Origin of the sequence: Bacillus velezensis (assembly GCF_001461825.1) — a bacterium.
Taxonomy (GTDB): Bacteria; Bacillota; Bacilli; order Bacillales; family Bacillaceae; genus Bacillus; species Bacillus velezensis.
On record NZ_LLZC01000021.1, the window covers coordinates 16,335 to 36,325 of the forward strand.

17 protein-coding genes are annotated in these 19,991 nt (G+C 49.3%); 14 read left to right on the forward strand and 3 right to left on the reverse strand.

Features of this window, described 5'->3' with window-relative positions:
• Positions 1 to 6: 6 nt before the first annotated feature.
• The 10 genes from AR442_RS18095 (at position 7) to AR442_RS18140 (ending at position 13,725) form a co-directional block, all read left to right on the forward strand.
• Entirely contained in the window at positions 7 to 3,810 is a 3,804-nt protein-coding gene (locus tag AR442_RS18095) for a non-ribosomal peptide synthetase (protein WP_014418070.1), read from the forward strand.
• Positions 3,811 to 3,884: 74 nt separating this feature from the next.
• On the forward strand, positions 3,885 to 4,265 hold the full coding sequence (locus tag AR442_RS18100; RefSeq protein ID WP_014418069.1) for a DUF1360 domain-containing protein: 381 nt from the start codon (positions 3,885 to 3,887) through the stop codon (positions 4,263 to 4,265).
• 119 nt (positions 4,266 to 4,384) lie between these two features.
• Positions 4,385 to 5,923, forward strand: coding sequence for a glycoside hydrolase family 10-like protein (locus AR442_RS18105; RefSeq protein ID WP_014418068.1), 1,539 nt, complete (start codon positions 4,385 to 4,387; stop codon positions 5,921 to 5,923).
• A 139-nt stretch (positions 5,924 to 6,062) separates the two neighbouring features.
• On the forward strand, positions 6,063 to 7,205 hold the full coding sequence (locus AR442_RS18110) for an acyl-CoA dehydrogenase family protein (RefSeq protein WP_014418067.1): 1,143 nt from the start codon (positions 6,063 to 6,065) through the stop codon (positions 7,203 to 7,205).
• 44 nt (positions 7,206 to 7,249) lie between these two features.
• Positions 7,250 to 8,890 (forward strand): AMP-binding protein, encoded by a 1,641-nt coding sequence (locus AR442_RS18115; RefSeq protein ID WP_014418066.1) that lies wholly within the window; start codon positions 7,250 to 7,252, stop codon positions 8,888 to 8,890.
• A 21-nt stretch (positions 8,891 to 8,911) separates the two neighbouring features.
• Positions 8,912 to 10,261, forward strand: coding sequence for an acetyl-CoA carboxylase biotin carboxylase subunit (locus tag AR442_RS18120; protein ID WP_014418065.1), 1,350 nt, complete (start codon positions 8,912 to 8,914; stop codon positions 10,259 to 10,261).
• The gene (locus AR442_RS18125; protein ID WP_007410121.1) at positions 10,258 to 10,470 is read left to right on the forward strand and encodes an acetyl-CoA carboxylase biotin carboxyl carrier protein subunit; all 213 of its coding nucleotides are present in this window, start codon (positions 10,258 to 10,260) and stop codon (positions 10,468 to 10,470) included. The genes AR442_RS18120 and AR442_RS18125 overlap by 4 nt, the downstream gene beginning before the upstream one ends.
• A gap of 15 nt (positions 10,471 to 10,485) precedes the next feature.
• Positions 10,486 to 11,385 (forward strand): hydroxymethylglutaryl-CoA lyase, encoded by a 900-nt coding sequence (locus AR442_RS18130; protein WP_014418064.1) that lies wholly within the window; start codon positions 10,486 to 10,488, stop codon positions 11,383 to 11,385.
• Between the two features lie 13 nt (positions 11,386 to 11,398).
• Positions 11,399 to 12,178, forward strand: coding sequence for an enoyl-CoA hydratase (locus AR442_RS18135; protein ID WP_014418063.1), 780 nt, complete (start codon positions 11,399 to 11,401; stop codon positions 12,176 to 12,178).
• A gap of 17 nt (positions 12,179 to 12,195) precedes the next feature.
• Positions 12,196 to 13,725 (forward strand): acyl-CoA carboxylase subunit beta, encoded by a 1,530-nt coding sequence (locus AR442_RS18140; protein WP_014418062.1) that lies wholly within the window; start codon positions 12,196 to 12,198, stop codon positions 13,723 to 13,725.
• A gap of 54 nt (positions 13,726 to 13,779) precedes the next feature.
• Here AR442_RS18140 and uptA read toward each other — a convergent pair whose 3' ends face one another.
• The 3 genes from uptA to AR442_RS18155 all read right to left on the reverse strand — a co-directional run bounded on the left by uptA (position 13,780) and on the right by AR442_RS18155 (position 15,752).
• Positions 13,780 to 14,370 carry an undecaprenyl phosphate transporter UptA gene (uptA, locus tag AR442_RS18145; RefSeq protein WP_007410125.1) on the reverse strand — a complete coding sequence of 197 codons (591 nt, stop codon included), beginning with the start codon at positions 14,368 to 14,370 and terminating at the stop codon, positions 13,780 to 13,782.
• A 74-nt stretch (positions 14,371 to 14,444) separates the two neighbouring features.
• Positions 14,445 to 15,338 (reverse strand): UTP--glucose-1-phosphate uridylyltransferase GalU, encoded by an 894-nt coding sequence (gene galU / locus AR442_RS18150; RefSeq protein WP_053285118.1) that lies wholly within the window; start codon positions 15,336 to 15,338, stop codon positions 14,445 to 14,447.
• Between the two features lie 6 nt (positions 15,339 to 15,344).
• Positions 15,345 to 15,752 (reverse strand): GtrA family protein, encoded by a 408-nt coding sequence (locus AR442_RS18155; protein WP_053285117.1) that lies wholly within the window; start codon positions 15,750 to 15,752, stop codon positions 15,345 to 15,347.
• A gap of 277 nt (positions 15,753 to 16,029) precedes the next feature.
• Here AR442_RS18155 and AR442_RS18160 point away from each other — a divergent pair, with 277 nt between their 5' ends.
• From AR442_RS18160 to bioD, 4 genes are read left to right on the forward strand one after another with little or no spacing between them, the layout of a single operon-like run.
• Positions 16,030 to 16,797 carry a 6-carboxyhexanoate--CoA ligase gene (locus tag AR442_RS18160; RefSeq protein ID WP_014418059.1) on the forward strand — a complete coding sequence of 256 codons (768 nt, stop codon included), beginning with the start codon at positions 16,030 to 16,032 and terminating at the stop codon, positions 16,795 to 16,797.
• Positions 16,797 to 18,143, forward strand: coding sequence for an adenosylmethionine--8-amino-7-oxononanoate transaminase (bioA, locus tag AR442_RS18165; protein WP_032863993.1), 1,347 nt, complete (start codon positions 16,797 to 16,799; stop codon positions 18,141 to 18,143). Before AR442_RS18160 ends, bioA begins: the two co-directional genes overlap by 1 nt.
• The gene (gene bioF, locus AR442_RS18170; RefSeq protein ID WP_014418057.1) at positions 18,133 to 19,293 is read left to right on the forward strand and encodes an 8-amino-7-oxononanoate synthase; all 1,161 of its coding nucleotides are present in this window, start codon (positions 18,133 to 18,135) and stop codon (positions 19,291 to 19,293) included. Before bioA ends, bioF begins: the two co-directional genes overlap by 11 nt.
• Positions 19,290 to 19,991 (forward strand): dethiobiotin synthase, encoded by a 702-nt coding sequence (gene bioD / locus AR442_RS18175; RefSeq protein WP_017417909.1) that lies wholly within the window; start codon positions 19,290 to 19,292, stop codon positions 19,989 to 19,991. Before bioF ends, bioD begins: the two co-directional genes overlap by 4 nt.

Consider the following 19,991-nt stretch of genomic DNA (forward strand, 5'->3'; position numbering starts at 1 on the left):
GAACACATGGACAAAACGAAAAATATCCAAAACATTTATCCCCTCAGCCGAATGCAGGAAGGAATGCTTTTTCATTCCTTTCTGCAAAAGGAGGGGGCTGCATATATCGAGCAATCCGTCTTCACCATAAAAGGCCGGCTTCGTCCGGAATTGTTTGAGCAAAGCGTACAGTCTGTCATCAGCCGCCACGATATTTTCAGAACGGTTTTTTTACCTCATGTCGCTCAGCTGAACGGCCCCCGCCAAGTTGTGCTGCGTAAGCGGGAATTCCGGCTGCACCGCGAAGATCTTACACATTTGGACGAAGCGGGACAGAGCGCCTATTTACAGCGATTTAAGGAACGTGACCGCTTAAAAGGCTTTGACTTGCAAAAGGATATGCTGATGCGTGTTTCTTTGTTTAAAACGGCAGACGAGGAATATGTATGCGTCTGGAGCCACCATCACATCCTTATGGACGGCTGGTGCCTCGGCATCGTCCTTCAGGAATTCATGCATATGTACCGGGCGATTGAATCAGGCTCACCCGTCACACTGGCGCCCGCAAAGCCTTACAGCACTTATATTACATGGCTGACTGATCAGGACAAAGACGCGGCTTCTGAGTATTGGAAAGGATATTTAGCAGGCTGCGAGACACCCTCAGGACTCCCGAAAATATCGGCCCGTCCTCAGGAAAAAGGCTACCGTAAGAAAGAGCTGCTGTTTTCTTTAGATCAAAATCTGACAGACAGGCTGAAAACCATCGCCAAAGAAGAGGGCGCTACGCTCGCGGTTCTTATGCAGACTGTATGGGGCCTGATGCTGCAGCGCTACAACCGGACGGACGATGCCGTATTCGGCGCCGTCGTATCAGGGCGGCCTTCCGTCATTGACGGCGTGGAAAGCATGATCGGGCTGTTTATCAATACCGTGCCGGTACGCATTAAAACGGGTGATGAAAGCTTTAGAGAACTGCTGGGCCGCTGCCAGAAAGAAATGCTTGATTCAGAGGCGTTCAGCTACCATCCGCTTGCTGACATCCAATCTCAGACTGAGCTGAAACAGGATTTAATCGACCATATCATCGTGTTTGAAAATTATCCGATTCAGCAGCAGATGAAAGACGCGGAAAAGGAATCGGATGCACCGTTCCGGATCGGGAATGTCAACGTGTCGGAACAATCGGGCTACGATTTTAACCTCATCATAGCGCCCGGCGATGAGCTGCTCATCAAATTCAGCTACAATGCGAACGTTTATGACGAAGTATGGATAGAGAGCGTAAAAGGACACTTGGAAGAAGCTCTGCGCGGCGCCGCCTTCAATCCCGATGTTCCCGCTGATCGGCTACCGATGCTCGGACAAAAGGAAAAATCAAGAATAATCGGCGAATTTAATGACACGAAAACAACTTATGAAAGAGACGAAAGCATCATCAGCCTGTTCAGCCGACAGGTGAAGAAAACCCCGGACCATCAGGCGCTTCACGCCGGCGGGCTGACGATGACGTACCGGGAGCTCGATGAACGGTCAACTGCATTCGCCCGCACCCTGCTGGAAAACGGTTTGGCGCCAAAGGGAATTGTCGGGATTCTGGCCGAACGCTCACCGGAATTTATCATCGCTGTTCTCGCTGTATTGAAAGCGGGAGGGACGTACCTTCCTCTTGATGCAGAACTGCCAACCGACAGGATCGCCGATATGCTCACTGAGAGCGGAGCACAGCTGTTAACGGTGCAAAAAGGGATTGAGACTGACTTTGACTTTTCTCACATCATCTCTATCCCGGCTGCCGCAGAGAAACAAACCGCTGATGCGGGAAAACTGAATACCGATACAGCACCTGATGACCTTGCCTATATTATGTATACATCCGGTTCAACAGGAAAACCGAAGGGCGTGATGATTTCCAACCGAAACGTCGTATCGCTCGTGTCAAACAGCAATTACACGTCGGCCGGCATGACGGACCGTCTCATTCTGACAGGGTCCATCGGTTTCGACGCAGTGACGTTTGAAATCTTCGGAGCGCTTTTGAACGGGGCCTGTCTTCATATGGTTGACCGCTCGACAATGCTTGCCCCTGAGAGGTTCGGCAATTATCTTTCATCCAACCGGATTACGATTTTGTTTTTGACGACGGCGCTCTTTAACCAGTTTGCCCAGGCAGATCCGGAGATGTTTTCCGGATTGCACACCTTATATGTCGGCGGAGAAGCATTGTCCCCGGCGCTCATCAATAAGGTCAGACACCGCTGTCCGAATCTCAGCCTTTATAACATATACGGACCGACGGAAAATACGACGTTTTCCACCTTTTACGAAATCAGGCACGATTTTTCTCAGCCGATCCCAATCGGAAAACCGATCAGCAATTCAACCGCATATATCATTGATAAAAATGGCGGACTTGCGCCGATCGGCGTGCCCGGTGAGCTTTGTGTCGGCGGTGACGGGGTTGCCAAAGGCTATTTAAACAGGCCTGACTTAACAAGTGAAGCATTTGTCAGCCACCCGATTCATCCTGAAGAAAAGATCTACAAAACAGGCGACTTGGCACACTGGCTGCCTGATGGAAGCATCGGATACATCAGCCGTATTGACCGTCAATTCAAGATTCGCGGGAAGCGGATTGAGCCGGCCGAAATTGAAGCACGCTTGACTGAAATAGATGGAATCAGGGAATCGGCAGTCATCGTAGCAAAAGAAGGACAAGAAGCAATCCTTTGTGCGTATTATACGGGCGCGCATGTTGAAGAAAAAACCATTCGATCTCTATTGGCCAGGTCGCTTCCCGACTATATGATTCCTCAGTATGTGATTAAGCTTGACCGTATGCCGCTTACCGCAAACGGCAAAGTGGACCGCCGCGGGCTGCCTGCGCCAGAACGGAAAAAAACGTCATCAAAAGCCGTTCCGCCACGAAACTGGGTGGAGCGTGAGCTGATCGACATTTGGACGCCGATCCTCGGCTGCGGGGAGCTGGGCATACAGGATGACTTCTTTGAGCTGGGCGGCCATTCTTTGAAAGCATTGCAAGTGATTCATCAGCTGAAGACCAGGCAGCAGATGGATGTGCCGATTGAAATGATATTTGAATATCCGACAATTGAACAATTGGCTGAAAAGCTATATTCCAGCACACTGTCAGAAGCTGCAGAGCAGCATATCAGCAGACTGAACCAGCCGAAAGGCCGCAATCTTTTCTGTTTTCCGCCTATCTCAGGTTTCGGCATTTTCTTTAAAGATCTTGCGGCGGCATTAAATGGACGGGCTGCTGTGTACGGTTTTAACTTTATTGAAGAAGACAGCAGAATGGAACAATACATTGATAAAATGCTGGAAATCCAGCCGGAAGGCCCTTATATCCTCTTCGGATATTCGGCAGGCGGCAATACGGCATTCGAGGCGGCAAAAGCGATGGAAAAGCGCGGCTTAGAAATCAGTGACGTCATTATCGCAGACGCGTACAGAAAGCTTGACGCACTGCCGCCGCAGCCAACAAACGCAACAGCCGACAACGTCCCGGAAGCCGTCAGAGAAGCAGTCATCAAAAAGACAGAGCGCTATCAAACGTACTGGGCGGAACTGATAAATGACGGCCAAATCGCGGCCAACCTCCATTTTATCGAGGCCGGCATAAAGGAAGAACACAGTGATAAGACCGAGCCGATGAAATGGGAAGGCGCCACAACGGGACTCTATCAGGAATATCAAGGCGAGGGCGCCCATAAAGATATGTTTGAACCCGCCTTTGCACAGCAAAATGCTGAGGTCATACTGGACATCATTGCAAACAGCGGAAGACTCTTGGCGCGGAATCTGTAACATCCGGCAGAATGGCTGAAGAAGACAAAGGGCAAGATAGGGGAATCAAACTCAGTTTTTTTGGAGGCTTTGACATGACGAACCTATCTTGGCTTACGTATGTAATGATTATTCTTGCCAGCTACCGGCTGACCCATTTGATCGTATTTGATAAGATTACGGAATTCATAAGAAAACCCTTTATAAAGCAAGAAAAAACCGTCGATCAAAACGGGCGCGCCGTCCAAAAAAAAGTCCCTTCCTCCGCATTCGGTTATATGCTGCAATGTTATTGGTGTGCGGGCGTCTGGTGCGCCATATTGATCGGCATCTGCTACTTGGTCTGGCCCCGCTATGCACATCCGGTTATTTTCATTTTGTCCATCGCCGGAGCGCAGGCCATTCTTGAAACTTGTGTCGGCGTCGGAACGAAGATCATTGACGTGCTCGCCGCCATGAAACATAAAAAGTCCTGAAGCGTTTATTCGCTTTAGGACTTTTTTCTTTCCCTTTTAGGCTAAGAGGAGCAAAGCAGGCTTTCTGATTCACCGCCCGGAATGCTTCGGAATACCGTAAAGCAGAGAGGGGGAAAAACATGAAAAGCTGCCGTTTTAGCATGATATGGTTTTTGGCCGTTGTACTGACAGCCGGCATCTTTACATTCTCAGCATCCGCACAAGCAAGCGGCACTCAGCCGGAGAGAGAAATGAGAGCCGTATGGATCGCGTCTGTCACCAATATCGACTGGCCCTCTAAAAAAGGGCTGTCACCGGAAGAGCAAAAAAGAGAATACAGCAAGCTGCTGGATGACGTTCAGGAGATGGGAATGAACGCCGTTATCGTCCAAATTAAGCCTGCGGCTGATGCTTTTTATCCATCAGATTACGGGCCTTGGTCAGAGTATCTGACAGGAACACAAGGCAAAAATCCCGGCTACGATCCGCTTGCTTTTTTAGTTGAAGAGACACATAAACGGAATCTTGAATTTCACGCTTGGTTCAATCCTTACCGGATCACGATGAATCATACAAATTTGAATGCGCTTTCAGATGATCATCCCGCGCGTTCCCATCCGGACTGGGTCGCTGCATACGGAAAACAGCTGTACTATAATCCGGGCATTCCGGAAGTAAGACAATTTATAACGGATGGAATCAAAGAGGTGGTCAGCCGTTATGACATTGATGCGGTTCATATGGATGATTATTTTTATCCTTATAAAATTGCCGGACAGGAATTCCCCGATCAGGCGGAATACGAACGGTACGGAAAAGCTCACTTTGCATCAGTTGATGACTGGCGCAGGGATAATGTCAACCGGCTTGTAAAAGAAATCAACCAAACCATCAAACGAGAAAAACCTTATGTCAAATTCGGAATCAGCCCGTTCGGCGTATGGAGAAATGTCGCAGATGACCCGACAGGCTCCGAAACGGCCGCCGGGGTGCGGAACTACGATGATTTATATGCTGATACGAGAGAATGGATCCAAAAAGGATACATTGATTACATCGCACCGCAAATTTACTGGAGCATCGGATTTAAAGCGGCGGCATATGACGTCTTAGCGGATTGGTGGGGAAAAGAAGTGAACAATCGGCCGGTGCATTTATATATCGGGCAGGCAGCTTATAAAATCAACAACAATGCTGATCCGGCCTGGGCCGACCCGGGGGAATACGGAAGACAGATTGCTCTTAACAGGGGATCAGCTTGGATTAAAGGAAGCATGCATTTCAGTTTAAAGGATTTAAACCGTAATCCGCTCGATGTGAAAAACCGTTTGATCAAAGACATGTACAGCCGGCCCGCATTAATTCCCGAGATGCCTTGGCTCGGACATTCCGCTTTAAAAAAACCGGCTGTCAAACGGGCGGAGAAGAATGCTTCAGGCCATACACTCTATATTGAAGATGCGAAATCCAACGGTGAAAAAACGGCTTATTACGCCATTTACCGCGCAGAAAAGGGAAAGCAGCCTTATTTAGTGGATACAGTCAGAAAAACATCGTCACGGACGCAAACATTTTCAGATACTGATATTCGGGCGGAAGAAGCCTGTACCTATATCGTTACTTCCGTTGACAGGCTACACCATGAGAGCCGTCCCTCCGCAAAACGGACGGTTAAATAGCCATTATTAATAAACTGACAGTTGCGGCGCTGTCAGTTTTTTTGCGGCGGATGAGTCCGAATGTTCAGACTTCATTTGGATGGAATGAATAAAGACCCCCATTAATAAAATGTAGAAAGCAGCAGAAGGAGGAAGGTTAATGAATTTTCAACTGACAAAAGAACAGCAGATGGTGCGCGAAATGGTCAGAGATTTCGCCAAAAATGAAATTGCCCCGAAAGCCCATGAGGTTGATCAATCAGCCGTCTTCCCGATAGACACATTTAAAAAAATAGGCGAACTCGGGCTGCTCGGAATTCCGTTTCCGGAAGAATACGGCGGGGCGGGTGGTGATACCATTTCATATGCAGCAGCGGTCGAAGAAATCGGAAAAGCCTGCGGCAGCACGGGGCTGAGCTACGCGGCAGCCGTGTCACTCGGCGCAAGCCCATTATACTATTTCGGTACTGAACAGCAAAAGCAAGAACATCTTATTCCGCTTGCTTCGGGAAAAGCGCTCGGATCATTCGGGCTGACAGAGCCGAATGCCGGTTCAGATGCCGGCGGTACCCAGACAAAAGCCGAGAAAAAGGGCGATGACTATGTGATAAACGGAGAGAAATGCTGGATCACAAACGCAAATTACGCCCGCACGGTCATTGTCACCGCCGTTACGGGAAAGAACTCCGCCGGAAAACCGATCATTTCAGCTCTCATCGTCCCCACAGACACACCGGGATTTACGATCACAAATCCGTACGACAAGATGGGTGTGAGAGGATCGGATACGGCCGAGCTTGTGCTGGAGGATGTCAGGGTGCCTGCCGATAACCTGCTCGGTGATCCTGAAAAAGGTTTTAAACAATTTTTATATACATTAGACGGCGGGCGGATCTCGATTGCGGCACTGGCTGTCGGTATCGCTCAAGGCGCGCTGGAGGCGTCGCTGTCATATGCGAAGGAACGCAAGCAGTTCGGCAGTCCGATATCGTCATTTCAAGCCATTCAATTTAAGCTGGCCGATATGGCGATGGAAATTGACCTTGCCAGACAGATGGTGCTTAAAGCGGCATGGCTGAAGGATCAAAACCTGCCATTTACGAAAGCAGCGGCATTCGCCAAGCTTTATGCTTCAGAAATGGCCGTCAGAACGTGCCTTCAGGCCATCCAAATTCATGGCGGTTCCGGTTATATGAAGGAATGCGGTGTCGAACGTATGCTTCGTGACGCAAAGCTGATGGAGATTGGCGAAGGAACGTCAGAAATTCAAAGAATGGTCATCGCAAGACAGCTTTTGAAGTGAAATGAAAACGTTTACCAAGACAGGGATGGAAGGGGGCAGGTCATATGGCTGAACTTATCCATTTAACAGCCGGAAAGCTGCTTGAGCGGACCGCGAAGCTTTTTCCGGATCATGAAGCGGTTGTTTACCCTGAGCGCAGCCTTCGTTATACGTATGCCGAGTTTGACCGGTTATGCCGGCAAACCGCAAAAGGGCTGATGAAGCTGGGAGTTGAAAAAGGAGATCATGTGGCCATATGGGCATCCAACATTCCGGAATGGCTCGCGGCGCAATTTGCAACGGCGAAAATCGGCGCCGTTCTGGTCACCATTAATACCAATTTTCAAATCGCAGAGCTCGATTACCTGCTGGCACATTCAGACGTCTCGGCCTTGATAATCATGGATTCCTACCGGCAGACATCTTATGTTGAGATGGTGAATAAGCTGATTCCCGAACTGAAAACTTGTGAGCGCGGCAGGCTGCGTTCGAAACGTTATCCATTTTTACGGACGGTGTTATATATCGGTGATAAAAGCCCGCCCGGGATGCACCGTTGGGATTCTTTGCTGAAGGATGCCGAGTCTGTAACGGATGCAGAGCTTGACGGAAGGATGGACAGCCTGAAAAAGGATGATTGCATTCATATGCAATATACATCAGGTACGACCGGATTTCCGAAAGGCGTCATGCTCTCACATTTTAATATCGTAAATAACGCGGCCAATATCGCAGAATGCATGAAGCTTACTTCATGTGACCGTTTATGTATTCCCGTGCCGTTTTTCCACTGCTTTGGGTGTGTGCTCGGCGTGCTGGCATGTGTTTCCGCGGGTGCGGCGATGATTCCGATCGAACAGTTTTCTCCGCCGGCCGTTCTGAAAACGGTGGAGAAAGAAGCCTGCACGGCTCTGCACGGTGTACCGACGATGTTTATCGCCCTCCTAAATGACAGCCGTTTTTCTGAATATGATCTTTCCCACGTCCGAACCGGGATTATGGCAGGCTCGCCATGCCCGGCGGAAGTCATGAGAGAAGTGATCGGCAAAATGGGGATGACCGACATTACCATTGCCTACGGACAGACCGAAGCATCACCTGTTATTACGCAGACAAGAACGGATGATTCATTTGAAAGAAGAGTGGAAACAGCGGGGCGCGCGCTTCCCCATATCGAAGTCAGAATCGTTCGGCCCGGAACATCCCAAGAAGCCGCCCGGGGCGAACAAGGAGAGCTCTGCACCCGCGGATATCATGTCATGAAAGGCTATTATAAAAATCAAGAAGCGACCGAAGCAGCGATAGACAAAGACGGCTGGCTGCATACCGGTGATTTAGCGGTCATGGACGAGGACGGATACTGCAAAATCACGGGCCGTCTGAAAGACATGCTGATCAGGGGCGGCGAAAATATCTATCCGCGCGAGATTGAGGAAATGTTATATCGGCATCCCGCGGTAGCAGACGTTCAGGTCGTCGGCGTGCCTGATCCGAAATACGGAGAAGAGGCCGCGGCGTGGATCAGGCTCAAAGACGGACAAACCGCTTCCGCAGAAGACATCAGAGCCTTTTGCAAAGAACATATCGCCCGCTATAAAGTCCCCAGGTATGTTTTGTTTACAGATGAATATCCAATGACAGCCTCCGGAAAAATTCAGAAATTCAAGCTGCGGAAAAAAACGATTGAAGAGCTCAAGTTAACTTAATGAAAAAGGAGTGCTTCACATTTGTTTAAAAAAGTCCTGATTGCCAACAGAGGAGAAATCGCCTTAAGAATTATCCGCACCTGCAAACGTCTCGGCATCCCCTCGGCAGCTGTGTATTCAGAAGCCGACCGGGACGCGCTGCATGTAAAAGCGGCTGATGAGGCCTATCCGATCGGTAAATCGAGAGTAAATGAAAGCTATTTACATATCGACAGAATCATAGAAGCCGCTAAATCCGCCGGAGCGGACGCCATTCATCCGGGCTACGGGCTGCTGTCAGAAAACAGCCTGTTCGCCGAACGCTGCCGGAAGGAACAAATCACATTTATCGGTCCGCCCGGTGATATCATCGCCAAGATGGGCAGCAAGATAGAAGCCCGAAAAACGATGCAAAAAGCAAAGGTCCCGATCGTTCCCGGTGTTCCAGAGCCATTGCCCGATGTTCACTCCGCCTTAGCCGAAGCCCGTGCCATCGGTTTTCCGGTCATGCTGAAAGCGTCCGCAGGCGGCGGCGGAATCGGCATGCAGATCGTACATTCAGAAGAAGAGCTGGCCAAAGCGTTCGAAGGCAATCAAAAGCGGGCCGCCTCCTTTTTTGGAGACGGCGCAATGTACATGGAAAAGGTCATTGAAAATGCCCGTCATATTGAAATTCAGATACTCGCAGATTCTTTCGGCAACACCGTTCATCTGTTTGAACGTGACTGTTCAGTCCAAAGGCGCCACCAAAAAGTGATAGAAGAAGCGCCGTCACCGTTTGTTGACGATGAATTAAGACAAAGACTCGGTGAAACCGCCGTTAAAGCCGCAAAATCGATCGGCTACCAAAATGCAGGCACAATAGAATTTCTCGTCGACCAAAAGAAACAAATCTATTTTTTAGAGATGAACACAAGACTGCAGGTGGAGCATCCGGTGACAGAAGAAATTACAGGACTGGATCTTGTGGAAGAACAGCTGAAAATTGCCGCTGGGCAGGCGCTGACTTTCTCGCAGAAAGATATCAACCACCGCGGTCATGCAATAGAAGTGCGGATCTATGCGGAAGATCCGGTCACCTTTTACCCGTCACCCGGTACCATCTCGTCTTTTTCCGTTTTAAGACACCCGTCAGTGCGACACGAATGCGCCGTCGAAAAGGGAAGCGTCATTTCTCCGTTTTACGATCCGATGATTGCCAAAATGATCGTCACGGCGAATACGAGAAAACAAGCCATTGAACAACTGAAAACCGCCCTTGGCGAATATCATGTAGAAGGGATTAAAACCAACATTCCGCTGCTGACAAAAATTGCCCATTCAGAAGTGTTTGAAAAGGGTGAGGCGACAACCGGCTTTTTACAAACAATGAACGAGGGGGCGTCAAAATGAGCGTCATAAAAATTCAGATGGCGGGAAACCTGTGGAAAATTCATGTGAAGCCGGGTGATGTCATTGAAGAAGGACAGGAAGTGGCCATCTTGGAATCTATGAAAATGGAAATTCCGATTATCGCTGATGCAGCGGGTACGGTGAAAGAAGTGAAAAAATCAGAAGGTGATTTCACTGATGAAGGAGAGGTCCTGATTGAACTTCAATAAAACGGGAGGTGCAGCATGAACTGTCCGAAACATGTCCGCATCAATGAAGTAGGACCGCGTGACGGCTTGCAGAATGAATCGGCGTGGGTGGATACAGAAGAAAAGATTGAGTGGATCAATATGCTTTCAAAAACAGGCCTTCCCTATATCGAAGTGACATCATTCGTGCATCCGAGATGGATTCCGGCTCTTCGTGACAGCCTGGACGTCGCAAAAGGCATTGCCAGATCTGAACATACGGTCTACGCGGCTCTCGTTCCGAACCTCATCGGGCTGGAGCATGCGGCAGAAGGCGGAATCGATCAGGCATGTGTATTTTTATCTGCAAGCGAAACCCATAACCAAAAAAACGTAAACAAACCGATTGACCGGACCGTTCAAGAGCTCAGGCGGGTTATTACTGAAGCAAAAGCTGAAAAAATGGCGACGAGAGCTTATCTGTCCACTGTGTTCGGCTGTCCGTACGAACAGAACGTGCCGGTCGAACAAGTCATCCGCCTGTCAGACACCCTGCTCGAAATGGGTGTTGATGAAATATCGCTCGGCGACACGATCGGCGCGGCAAACCCCTTGCAGGTCATAGCCGTGCTTGAAGCCCTTTTGCCGAGAATTCCCGCCTCAAAAATCGCACTCCATTTCCATGATACAAGAGGAACGGCTCTAGCGAATATCATTCCCGCTCTTGATATGGGCATCACATCCTTTGATACTTCCTCAGGCGGGCTTGGCGGCTGCCCGTACGCTCCTGGATCAGCAGGCAACGCTGCCACAGAAGACGTCATTTATATGCTCGAACAAATGGGGATTGATACCGGGACGGACATGAATAAACTTCTTTATGCCGCCGGCTGGATCGCGGATAAAATAGGCAAAGACCTGCCAAGCAGAAACCTGCAGGCATTCAGAACGAAATGAGAAAGGAGAAGCCATGGAAGATTGCGTCTTGTATTCCGTCTGTCAAGAAACGATCGGTCTGATCACGCTGAACCGCCCGCATGCGGCCAACTCGCTGTCTTCAGAAATGATTGATCATTTACAGCGTGTGATTGAAGACATCAAAAACTCGCCGTCCATTCGTTGTGTCATTCTCACCGGCACCGGGAACACATTTTGCGCCGGTGCTGATTTAAAAGAAAGAGCGGGGATGAACCATGAACAAGTCAAACAAAGCGTCAGGCGTATCGGTGAAACGGCCGCATCCATTGAAGCTCTCCCGCAGCCGGTCATTGCAGCGCTGAACGGAACCGCTGTCGGAGGAGGCCTTGAACTCGCTCTCGCCTGCGATATCAGAATCGCCGTCAGCCGGGCGGGCCTCGGCCTTCCTGAAACAGGGCTTGCGATCATTCCCGGAGCGGGCGGAACGCAGAGACTTCCCCGGCTTATCGGCCCCGGCGCGGCAAAAGAATTGATCTATACCGGCCGAAGGCTTTCTGCCGAAGAGGGAAAAGACATGAAGCTGATCGAGCATGTTTGTGAAGCCGATGAACTTATGGAAAAAGCAAAAGCACTGGCCGGCCGCATCGCCGCTAATGGGCCGATCGCCGTCAGACAAGCAAAATCCGCGATAAACAAGGGTCTGGAGACAGATCTCAATACAGGGCTCGAAATCGAACGAAAAGCATATGAACAAGTCATCCCCACACTTGACAGAGAAGAGGGCCTGCGCGCTTTTAAAGAAAAAAGACCCCCTGAATACAAAGGAAAATAAAACATGGAGGGACTCGGATGGATTACGAAAAAGAACGGCAGACACGCAGCAAAACGATTGAAAAGGGAGGAGCCGCGAAATATCACGCAAGCAACGAAAAGAAGGGAAAACTTTTTGTAAGAGACAGGCTGAAGCTTTTATTCGATGACGGCATATCCGTTGAAGACGCTTTTTTCGCCGAGTGCATGTCAGACGGACTGCCGGCTGACGGGGTCGTTACCGGGATCGGAACCATCGGCGGCAGAACCGTTTGTGTGATGGCAAACGACTCAACCGTAAAGGCGGGGTCGTGGGGCGCGAAAACGGTGGAAAAGATCATCCGTATTCAGGAGACGGCGGAAAAGCTTCAGTGTCCGCTCTTGTACTTAGTCGATTCCGCAGGTGCGAGAATTACGGATCAGGTCGACATGTTCCCGGGCAGAAGGGGAGCCGGCCGCATCTTTTATAATCAAGTAAAGCTGTCGGGCCGCATTCCGCAAATCTGTTTATTGTTCGGCCCTTCCGCTGCGGGCGGCGCTTACATTCCGGCCTTTTGCGACATTGTCATTATGGTCGAAGGCAATGCATCCATGTACTTAGGCTCCCCGCGTATGGCGGAAATGGTGATTGGCGAGAAAGTATCGCTTGAAGAAATGGGCGGCGCCCGTATGCATTGTTCCGTATCAGGCTGCGGTGATCTCCTCGCCCCGACGGAACAGGAAGCAATCATGATGGCGCAGACATATCTCAGCTACTTTCCGGCAAATTATACTGAAAAAGCGCCCGTCAACAAATCTAAGAACCCGAAAGCTTTTGAAAAACCGCTCTCAGATGTCATCCCGGCACATCAAAACGCACCGTTCAACATGATGGATTTAATTGAACGTGTCATTGATGAAGACTCATTTTTTGAGATTAAACCGTTATTTGCGCAGGAATTAATAACGGGGCTTGCGCGGATTCACGGACAGCCGGTCGGCATTATCGCCAATCAGCCGCGTGTCAAAGGCGGGGTTTTATTTCTCGATTCGGCGGATAAAGCCGCAAAATTTATCGCTTTGTGCGACGCATTCCATATTCCGCTTCTGTTTTTAGCAGACATTCCCGGATTCATGATCGGAACGAAGGTTGAGCAGGCGGGCATCATCAGGCATGGCGCAAAAATGATCTCCGCAATGGCGGAAGCGACTGTTCCGAAGCTTTCCGTTATCGTCAGAAAAGCCTACGGTGCCGGATTATACGCGATGGCGGGGCCTGCTTTTGAACCGGACTGCTGTTTAGCGCTTCCGACTGCGCAAATTGCCGTAATGGGTCCTGAAGCAGCGGTGAATGCGGTCTACGCAAAGAAAATCAGCGAGCTAGCCCCTGAAGAAAGGCCGGCTTTTATTCAAGAAAAGCGTGATGAATATAAGGAAGACATTAACCTTTACCGGCTTGCCTCTGAAATGGTGATTGACGGCATTGTTCCTGCTGATTCCTTGCGGGATGAACTCAATAAACGCCTCACTGCTTACATGTCCAAACAACTGACATTCACACACCGGAAACACCCCGTATACCCGGTATAAATAAAAAAAAGACTGCATAGATCCGGCTCACAGCCGTTCTTATGCAGTCTTTTTTCACAGTCTTGATCTCATTTTCTTCACAACAAAATAAACAACAATAAATACGAGAGCCAAGATAATGATCGGAGTTGTATACATTCCGGCATAGCTGTCTACGTCTTTCCACTGTCCCCCGAGCTGATACCCGAGATAAACGAAAATGACAGACCACGGAATAATGGCAAGCGTCGTCAATATGACAAACTTGGAAAGAGGCATTTTCGCAAGGCCGGCCGGGATGGAAATCGCATGTCTGACGACCGGGATAAACCGCGCCGAGAACACCACGCCGGCGCCGTAACGGCGAAACCAGTTTTCCGCAACATCAACATGATGCTTTTTCAGAAGTAAGTACTTGCCGTACTTGTCCAAAAACGGCCGTCCCCCATAACGGGCGATCCAGTAAATAAAGCACTGCGCGATCGTTCCCCCGATCACACCGGCGACAATGGCGCCGATAAAGCTGATCGTGCCTTCTGACACCATATAGCCTCCGTAAGCCAGAACGATTTCACTCGGAATGATTTCGATCATTAATCCGAGCGCAATCCCTAAATAGCCCATACTTGTCAGCCAGGATAATATTTCACTAATAAAATTGCCCACACTGTTCACAACCTCTTTATCTTTTTACCCAATTATATGACTGATTGACAAGCAAAATGGTTACAAATTATTTTTTAACGCACGATTTCTTCAGATTCTCTTTTTAACACCTCTTCTAAATAAGCTAAAAGTTTCGGTCTCATTTCTTCCCGCAGAAGCCCGATCTCCGTGCCGGCCTTAAAACAGCCGAACTTATCTCCTATATCAAACCGGCTTCCTTCAAGCTCCCGCGCATAAATGCTTCGGGTGCGGCACACTTCGCGCAGCGCGTCTGTCAATTGGATTTCGTTGCCCGCGCCTCTTCCGATCGTCTTCAGCGTTTTAAAAATAGCAGGGGTTAATATGTAGCGGCCCATCACGGCAATATGAGAGGGCGCCTTTTCAACAGCCGGTTTCTCAATCAGATCCTCAACCTGGTATACATGACCGCTCTGCCGCCCCGTCTGTATAATACCATATTTGCTGACATCAGCAGGATCGACGGGCTGTACGCCGATCGTTTCTGTGCCGTGTTGGTTATAGACGTCTATGAGCTGTGAAAGAGCGGGAGTGTCAGATACCATAATATCATCACCTAAGAGAACGGCAAAAGGCTCATCTCCGATAAAATGCTCCGCACACAGCACCGCATGTCCTAATCCGAGCGGTTCTTTCTGACGGATGTAATGAATATTGGCCAAATCGGCGATCTGCTGCATCTCCTTCAGCGTCTCCGTCTTGCCTTTTTCCCGCAGATTGAATTCCAATTCCGCCGACCGGTCAAAATGATCTTCAATCGAGCGTTTGTTTCTCCCTGTAATAATCAGTATATCTTCAATTCCTGACGCTGCGGCCTCTTCGACAATATATTGGATGGCCGGTTTGTCGACAATCGGCAGCATTTCTTTCGGCTGCGCCTTTGTCGCCGGCAGAAATCTCGTTCCTAAACCTGCTGCGGGAATGACCGCTTTTCTCACTTTTTTTCTCATTCATCTTCACTCCTGATCCTGTATGTTTTTCAGCGAATCTCCAAATACCCAGATTCGGTTTCCGATAAAATTCATCATCATTCCGCCGATAGTGGCGGCTAACTTACTCACCAATAGCGAACAGCCGCCTTTTTGAAACGCGTAAAGCAGCAAAAAGGTGATTCCCGACGCGGCAAGATTAATCATGAGAAATCGAATGATCTCTTTCCCGTCAGCCTTGCGTTTTACACGAAACGTCCACTTCCGGTTCCATACATAGCTGTTGATGATCCCTGCCGAATAGGAGCAGATCTGCGCCGGAAGATAGGGGACATGACAAGCGGCGAGAAGAAAGAAGACACCAAAATCAATCAGCGTATTTCCGACGCCTACAGTGCAAAAACGGCCTGCTGTCTTTACTTTTTCTTTCAGCATAACGGCATCCGGCTTTGACCTCCCTTCATAAGTAAGATGCGGATCGCTGTCCTATTTGTTGATATGGATTACTTTAACGGACAGTGTTGAATAAACAATTACTAAAATATGAACAAAACATGAAAACGTAATGAGGCTTTGCAAAACTCATTAAGTTAACAGTTTGATAGTTTAGGTTGACATATTCCGTGAGGGGCACTAATATTCTGTATAAGTGTTAACCTTTAATTATTTTGGTTAACATTAATTTTCAAAGTAAGAGAAAGGAGGGGAATATATGCGGGAAGAAACCTATTACAGCGTCAGAATGAGAGCTTCCCGAAACGCCCCCCATGAGCAGGGCGGAAAACACATTTCCGGCGGAGAACGGCTCATCACTTACGGCGGTTTACAGGAAGCGGTAGATGGCTTATTACATAAAGGCTTCTCGCACTCAAGAGGGATACCTGATTTTATGCAAATTCAGCTTGAAAGCGTTAATGAACCGATCGAAACGATCCGCCCTTTGCCGGTTGCTTTCCATCAAACAGACACGCCGGAAAAAGGACAAGCGATCGCCCGCAAGCTTCTGCAAAAGGCGGGAATTCCCCCGCACATGATAGAGAAAGCGTACGAAAACATTGCGGAATATGCAGACGCAAGAGGAGCGGTCCTGTTTGATATCCGGGCAGGAAAACGCATTGACGGCAGAGGAAATAGAGGTGTGCGGGTATCTCGAGTGGATTGGCCGTCACATGATTTTCAAAAATGGGCTTTTACTCACAACATGCCGGAAAATTCACGAATAAAAGAAGCACATGCCATCGCGGCAAAAGTTTGCGCATATCCGGGGATTATTGCTGAATTGTGCTGGTCGGATGATCCTGATTACATAACAGGCTACGTTGCCGCAAAGAAGCTGGGATATCAGCGGATTGCCAAGATGAAAAATGCCGGAGATGAAAGCGGCTGCCGGATTTTCTTTACAGATGGCTCCATAGATACAGAGAGCTGTATCCATTTTTTGGAGAAGCAGCCTGTATTCATTCAGCGGGAGGAGAAATGATGAAACAATCAATGATTGAAAAAAGCAAACAGCATCTTTGGCTGCCTTTCACACAAATGAAAGATTACGATGAAGATCCGTTAATCATTGAAAGCGGAAACGGGATCATGCTGAAAGACATCAGCGGCAAAGAATATTATGACGGCTTTTCTTCAGTATGGCTCAATGTACACGGCCACCGCAAAAAAGAAATGGATGAAGCGATTCAAAAACAGCTTGAAAAAATCGCTCATTCGACTTTGCTGGGTATGACGAACGTTCCCGCAACAGAACTTGCCGAGATGCTGACAGGCATCACACCGGAAAAGCTGACACGCGTTTTTTACTCCGACAGCGGAGCGGAAGCAATGGAAATCGCTCTGAAAATGGCCTTTCAATACTGGAAAAACATAGGGAGACCCGAGAAACAGACGTTTATTTCTATGCAGAACGGCTATCACGGCGATACGATCGGAGCCGTCAGCGTCGGCTCCATTGAACTCTTCCACCATGTGTACGGCCCGCTGATGTTTGAAAGCTACAAAGCCCCGATTCCGTATGTATACAGATCTGAAAGCGGCGCCCCCGTACAGTGCCGGGATGAATGCCTTCACGCGCTCGAACAGCTGCTTGCAAAGCACCACGAAGAGATTGCCGCACTTACGATTGAATCGATGGTGCAAGGCGCATCCGGGATGATCGTCATGCCTGAAGGCTTTCTGGCAGGCGTACGAAAGCTGTGTACGGCATATGATGTGTTAATGATCGTTGACGAAGTGGCGACGGGGTTCGGCCGCACCGGAAAAATGTTTGCCTGTGAGCATGAAAATGTCCAGCCGGACTTGATGGCGGCAGGGAAAGGCATTACGGGAGGCTATTTGCCGATCGCTGTGACGTTTGCCACAGAAGCCATTTATGAAGCCTTCTACGATGACTACGACAAAATGAAAACATTTTTCCACGGCCATTCCTATACAGGAAATCAGCTTGGCTGTGCCGCAGCAATTGAAAATCTGCGATTATTCGAATCACAACGCATCGTTGAACGAGTCGCCGAAAAATCAAAAACGGCAGCGGAATTTCTTCATGATCTGAAGCAGCTTCCCCATGTCGGCGATGTCCGCCAGCTCGGTTTCATGTGCGGCATAGAGCTTGTGCAGGATAAGGGGACAAAACAGCCTTATCCGCCTGAAAAGCGGATGGGATACAAGGTGTCCTTGAAAATGAGAGAGCTTGGTATGCTGACACGGCCGCTCGGAGACGTCATCGCCTTTCTGCCGCCGCTTGCCAGCACAACCGATCAGTTACAAGCCATGATCTCCATTATGAAAGAAGCGATAGCCGAGGTGACCGGCCGTGGATTTTGACGGATGGCTCCTCAAAAGGCTCGATGCGGTGAAAAGAGACGGGCTGTATCGGACGCTGCGAACACAGGAAACCGCTCTCAAAACCAAGGGGCAAAAGCGGCAGACCTGGGCGTCCAATGACTATTTAGGCCTGTCAAAAGATGAGCGGCTGATCACAGCTGCGCAAACGGCGCTGAGCCGGTTCGGAGCGGGAAGCGGCGGCTCACGGTTAACGACAGGAAATACTGTGTGGCACGAAAAACTTGAACAAACAATCGCGGACTTTAAACAGACGGAAGCGGCTTTATTGTTTTCAAGCGGTTACTTGGCGAATATCGGCGTGCTTGCCTCACTGCCTCAAAAAGGCGATGTCATTTTAAGCGATCAACTGAACCATGCGAGCATTGTTGACGGCTGCCGTTTATCAAAAGCGGAAACCATCGTGTACCGCCATATTGATATGGCTGATCTTGAGAAAAAACTTGCCTCCGTCCAGGCTCGGAACCGCCGCTTTATCGTCACAGACGGCGTCTTCAGCATGGACGGCACCATCGCGCCTCTTGACCGCATAATGGCGCTTGCAAAGCAGTACCAGGCATTTGTGATAGCAGATGACGCGCATGCAACCGGTGTACTCGGGGAAAACGGCGGGGGAACCAGTGACTATTTCGGTGTTTGTCCTGATGTTGTCATCGGCACATTAAGCAAAGCGGTCGGAACGGAAGGCGGTTTTGCCGCGGGATCAAACATTTTCATTGATTTTTTGCTGAATCAGGCGCGGACGTTTATTTTTCAGACGGCCCTCCCGCCGTCAATTTGTGCGGCTTCGCATACGGCATTTGACATCATATCAGATATGCACGATACGCGCCGTGAGCTGCAGACGTCTGTCAAAACGATAAAAACGCGTCTGGCCGATATGGGCTTTACCGTAAGAGGCGGAGATACACCGATTATCCCCGTCATCATCGGTGATGCAAAAACAGCGGTTTCAGCCGCTGCGCTGCTGGAGAAAAAGGGAATCTGCGCCCCGGCCATCCGCCCGCCCGCCGTTCCGGAAGGCGAAAGCAGAATCAGGCTGACCGTTACGGCGGATCGCAGCTTACAGGACATAGACGAGCTGACAGAAGCATTTGATTCCATTAGAAAAGAGCTGAATATAAACAAATGAGAAGTTTTTTTGTTACAGGAACAGATACCGGCGTCGGAAAAACCATCGTTTCTTGCGGACTTGCCGCGGCATTCCGGCAGAAACAGGCGGATATCGGAGTGTTTAAGCCGTTTTTAAGCGGCGTGCCGCGGACTCATCCGGAAAGTGACACCTCGCTGTTGAAAGACATGTCACAAACCGCACTGTCTCATGAAGAAATTACGCCATTTGAATGGAAAGAGCCGCTTGCGCCGTACACGGCCGCCATGCTTGAGGGGAAATCCGTGAGCATGGATGAAGTCATGGCCCACTGGAGTAAGATCAAAAATCGTCATGAGTGTTTCATCGTCGAGGGGGCAGGCGGCATTTCCGTCCCGCTTGGTGAAAATTACTTAGTCAGTGATCTGATAAAAGCCTTGGAATTGCCGGCAGTGATTGTCACCAGGCCTGATCTCGGAACCATCAACCACACATATTTAACCGTTGAATATGCGAAAAACATGGGGATAGAGGTTCTCGGCATTATTATCAACGGCGTAAGGAGCAGGCCGGGGCTGGACGAAAAGACAAACCCGAGCATGATTGAAACATTATGCAAAGTTCCGATTTTGGGAATCACACCGAAGCTGGAACACGTTTCACCGGAAAACATTCAACACATGATTGAGAAACATATAGATGTTTCCTCTTTCATGAATCTGACACAAATGGGGAGATAA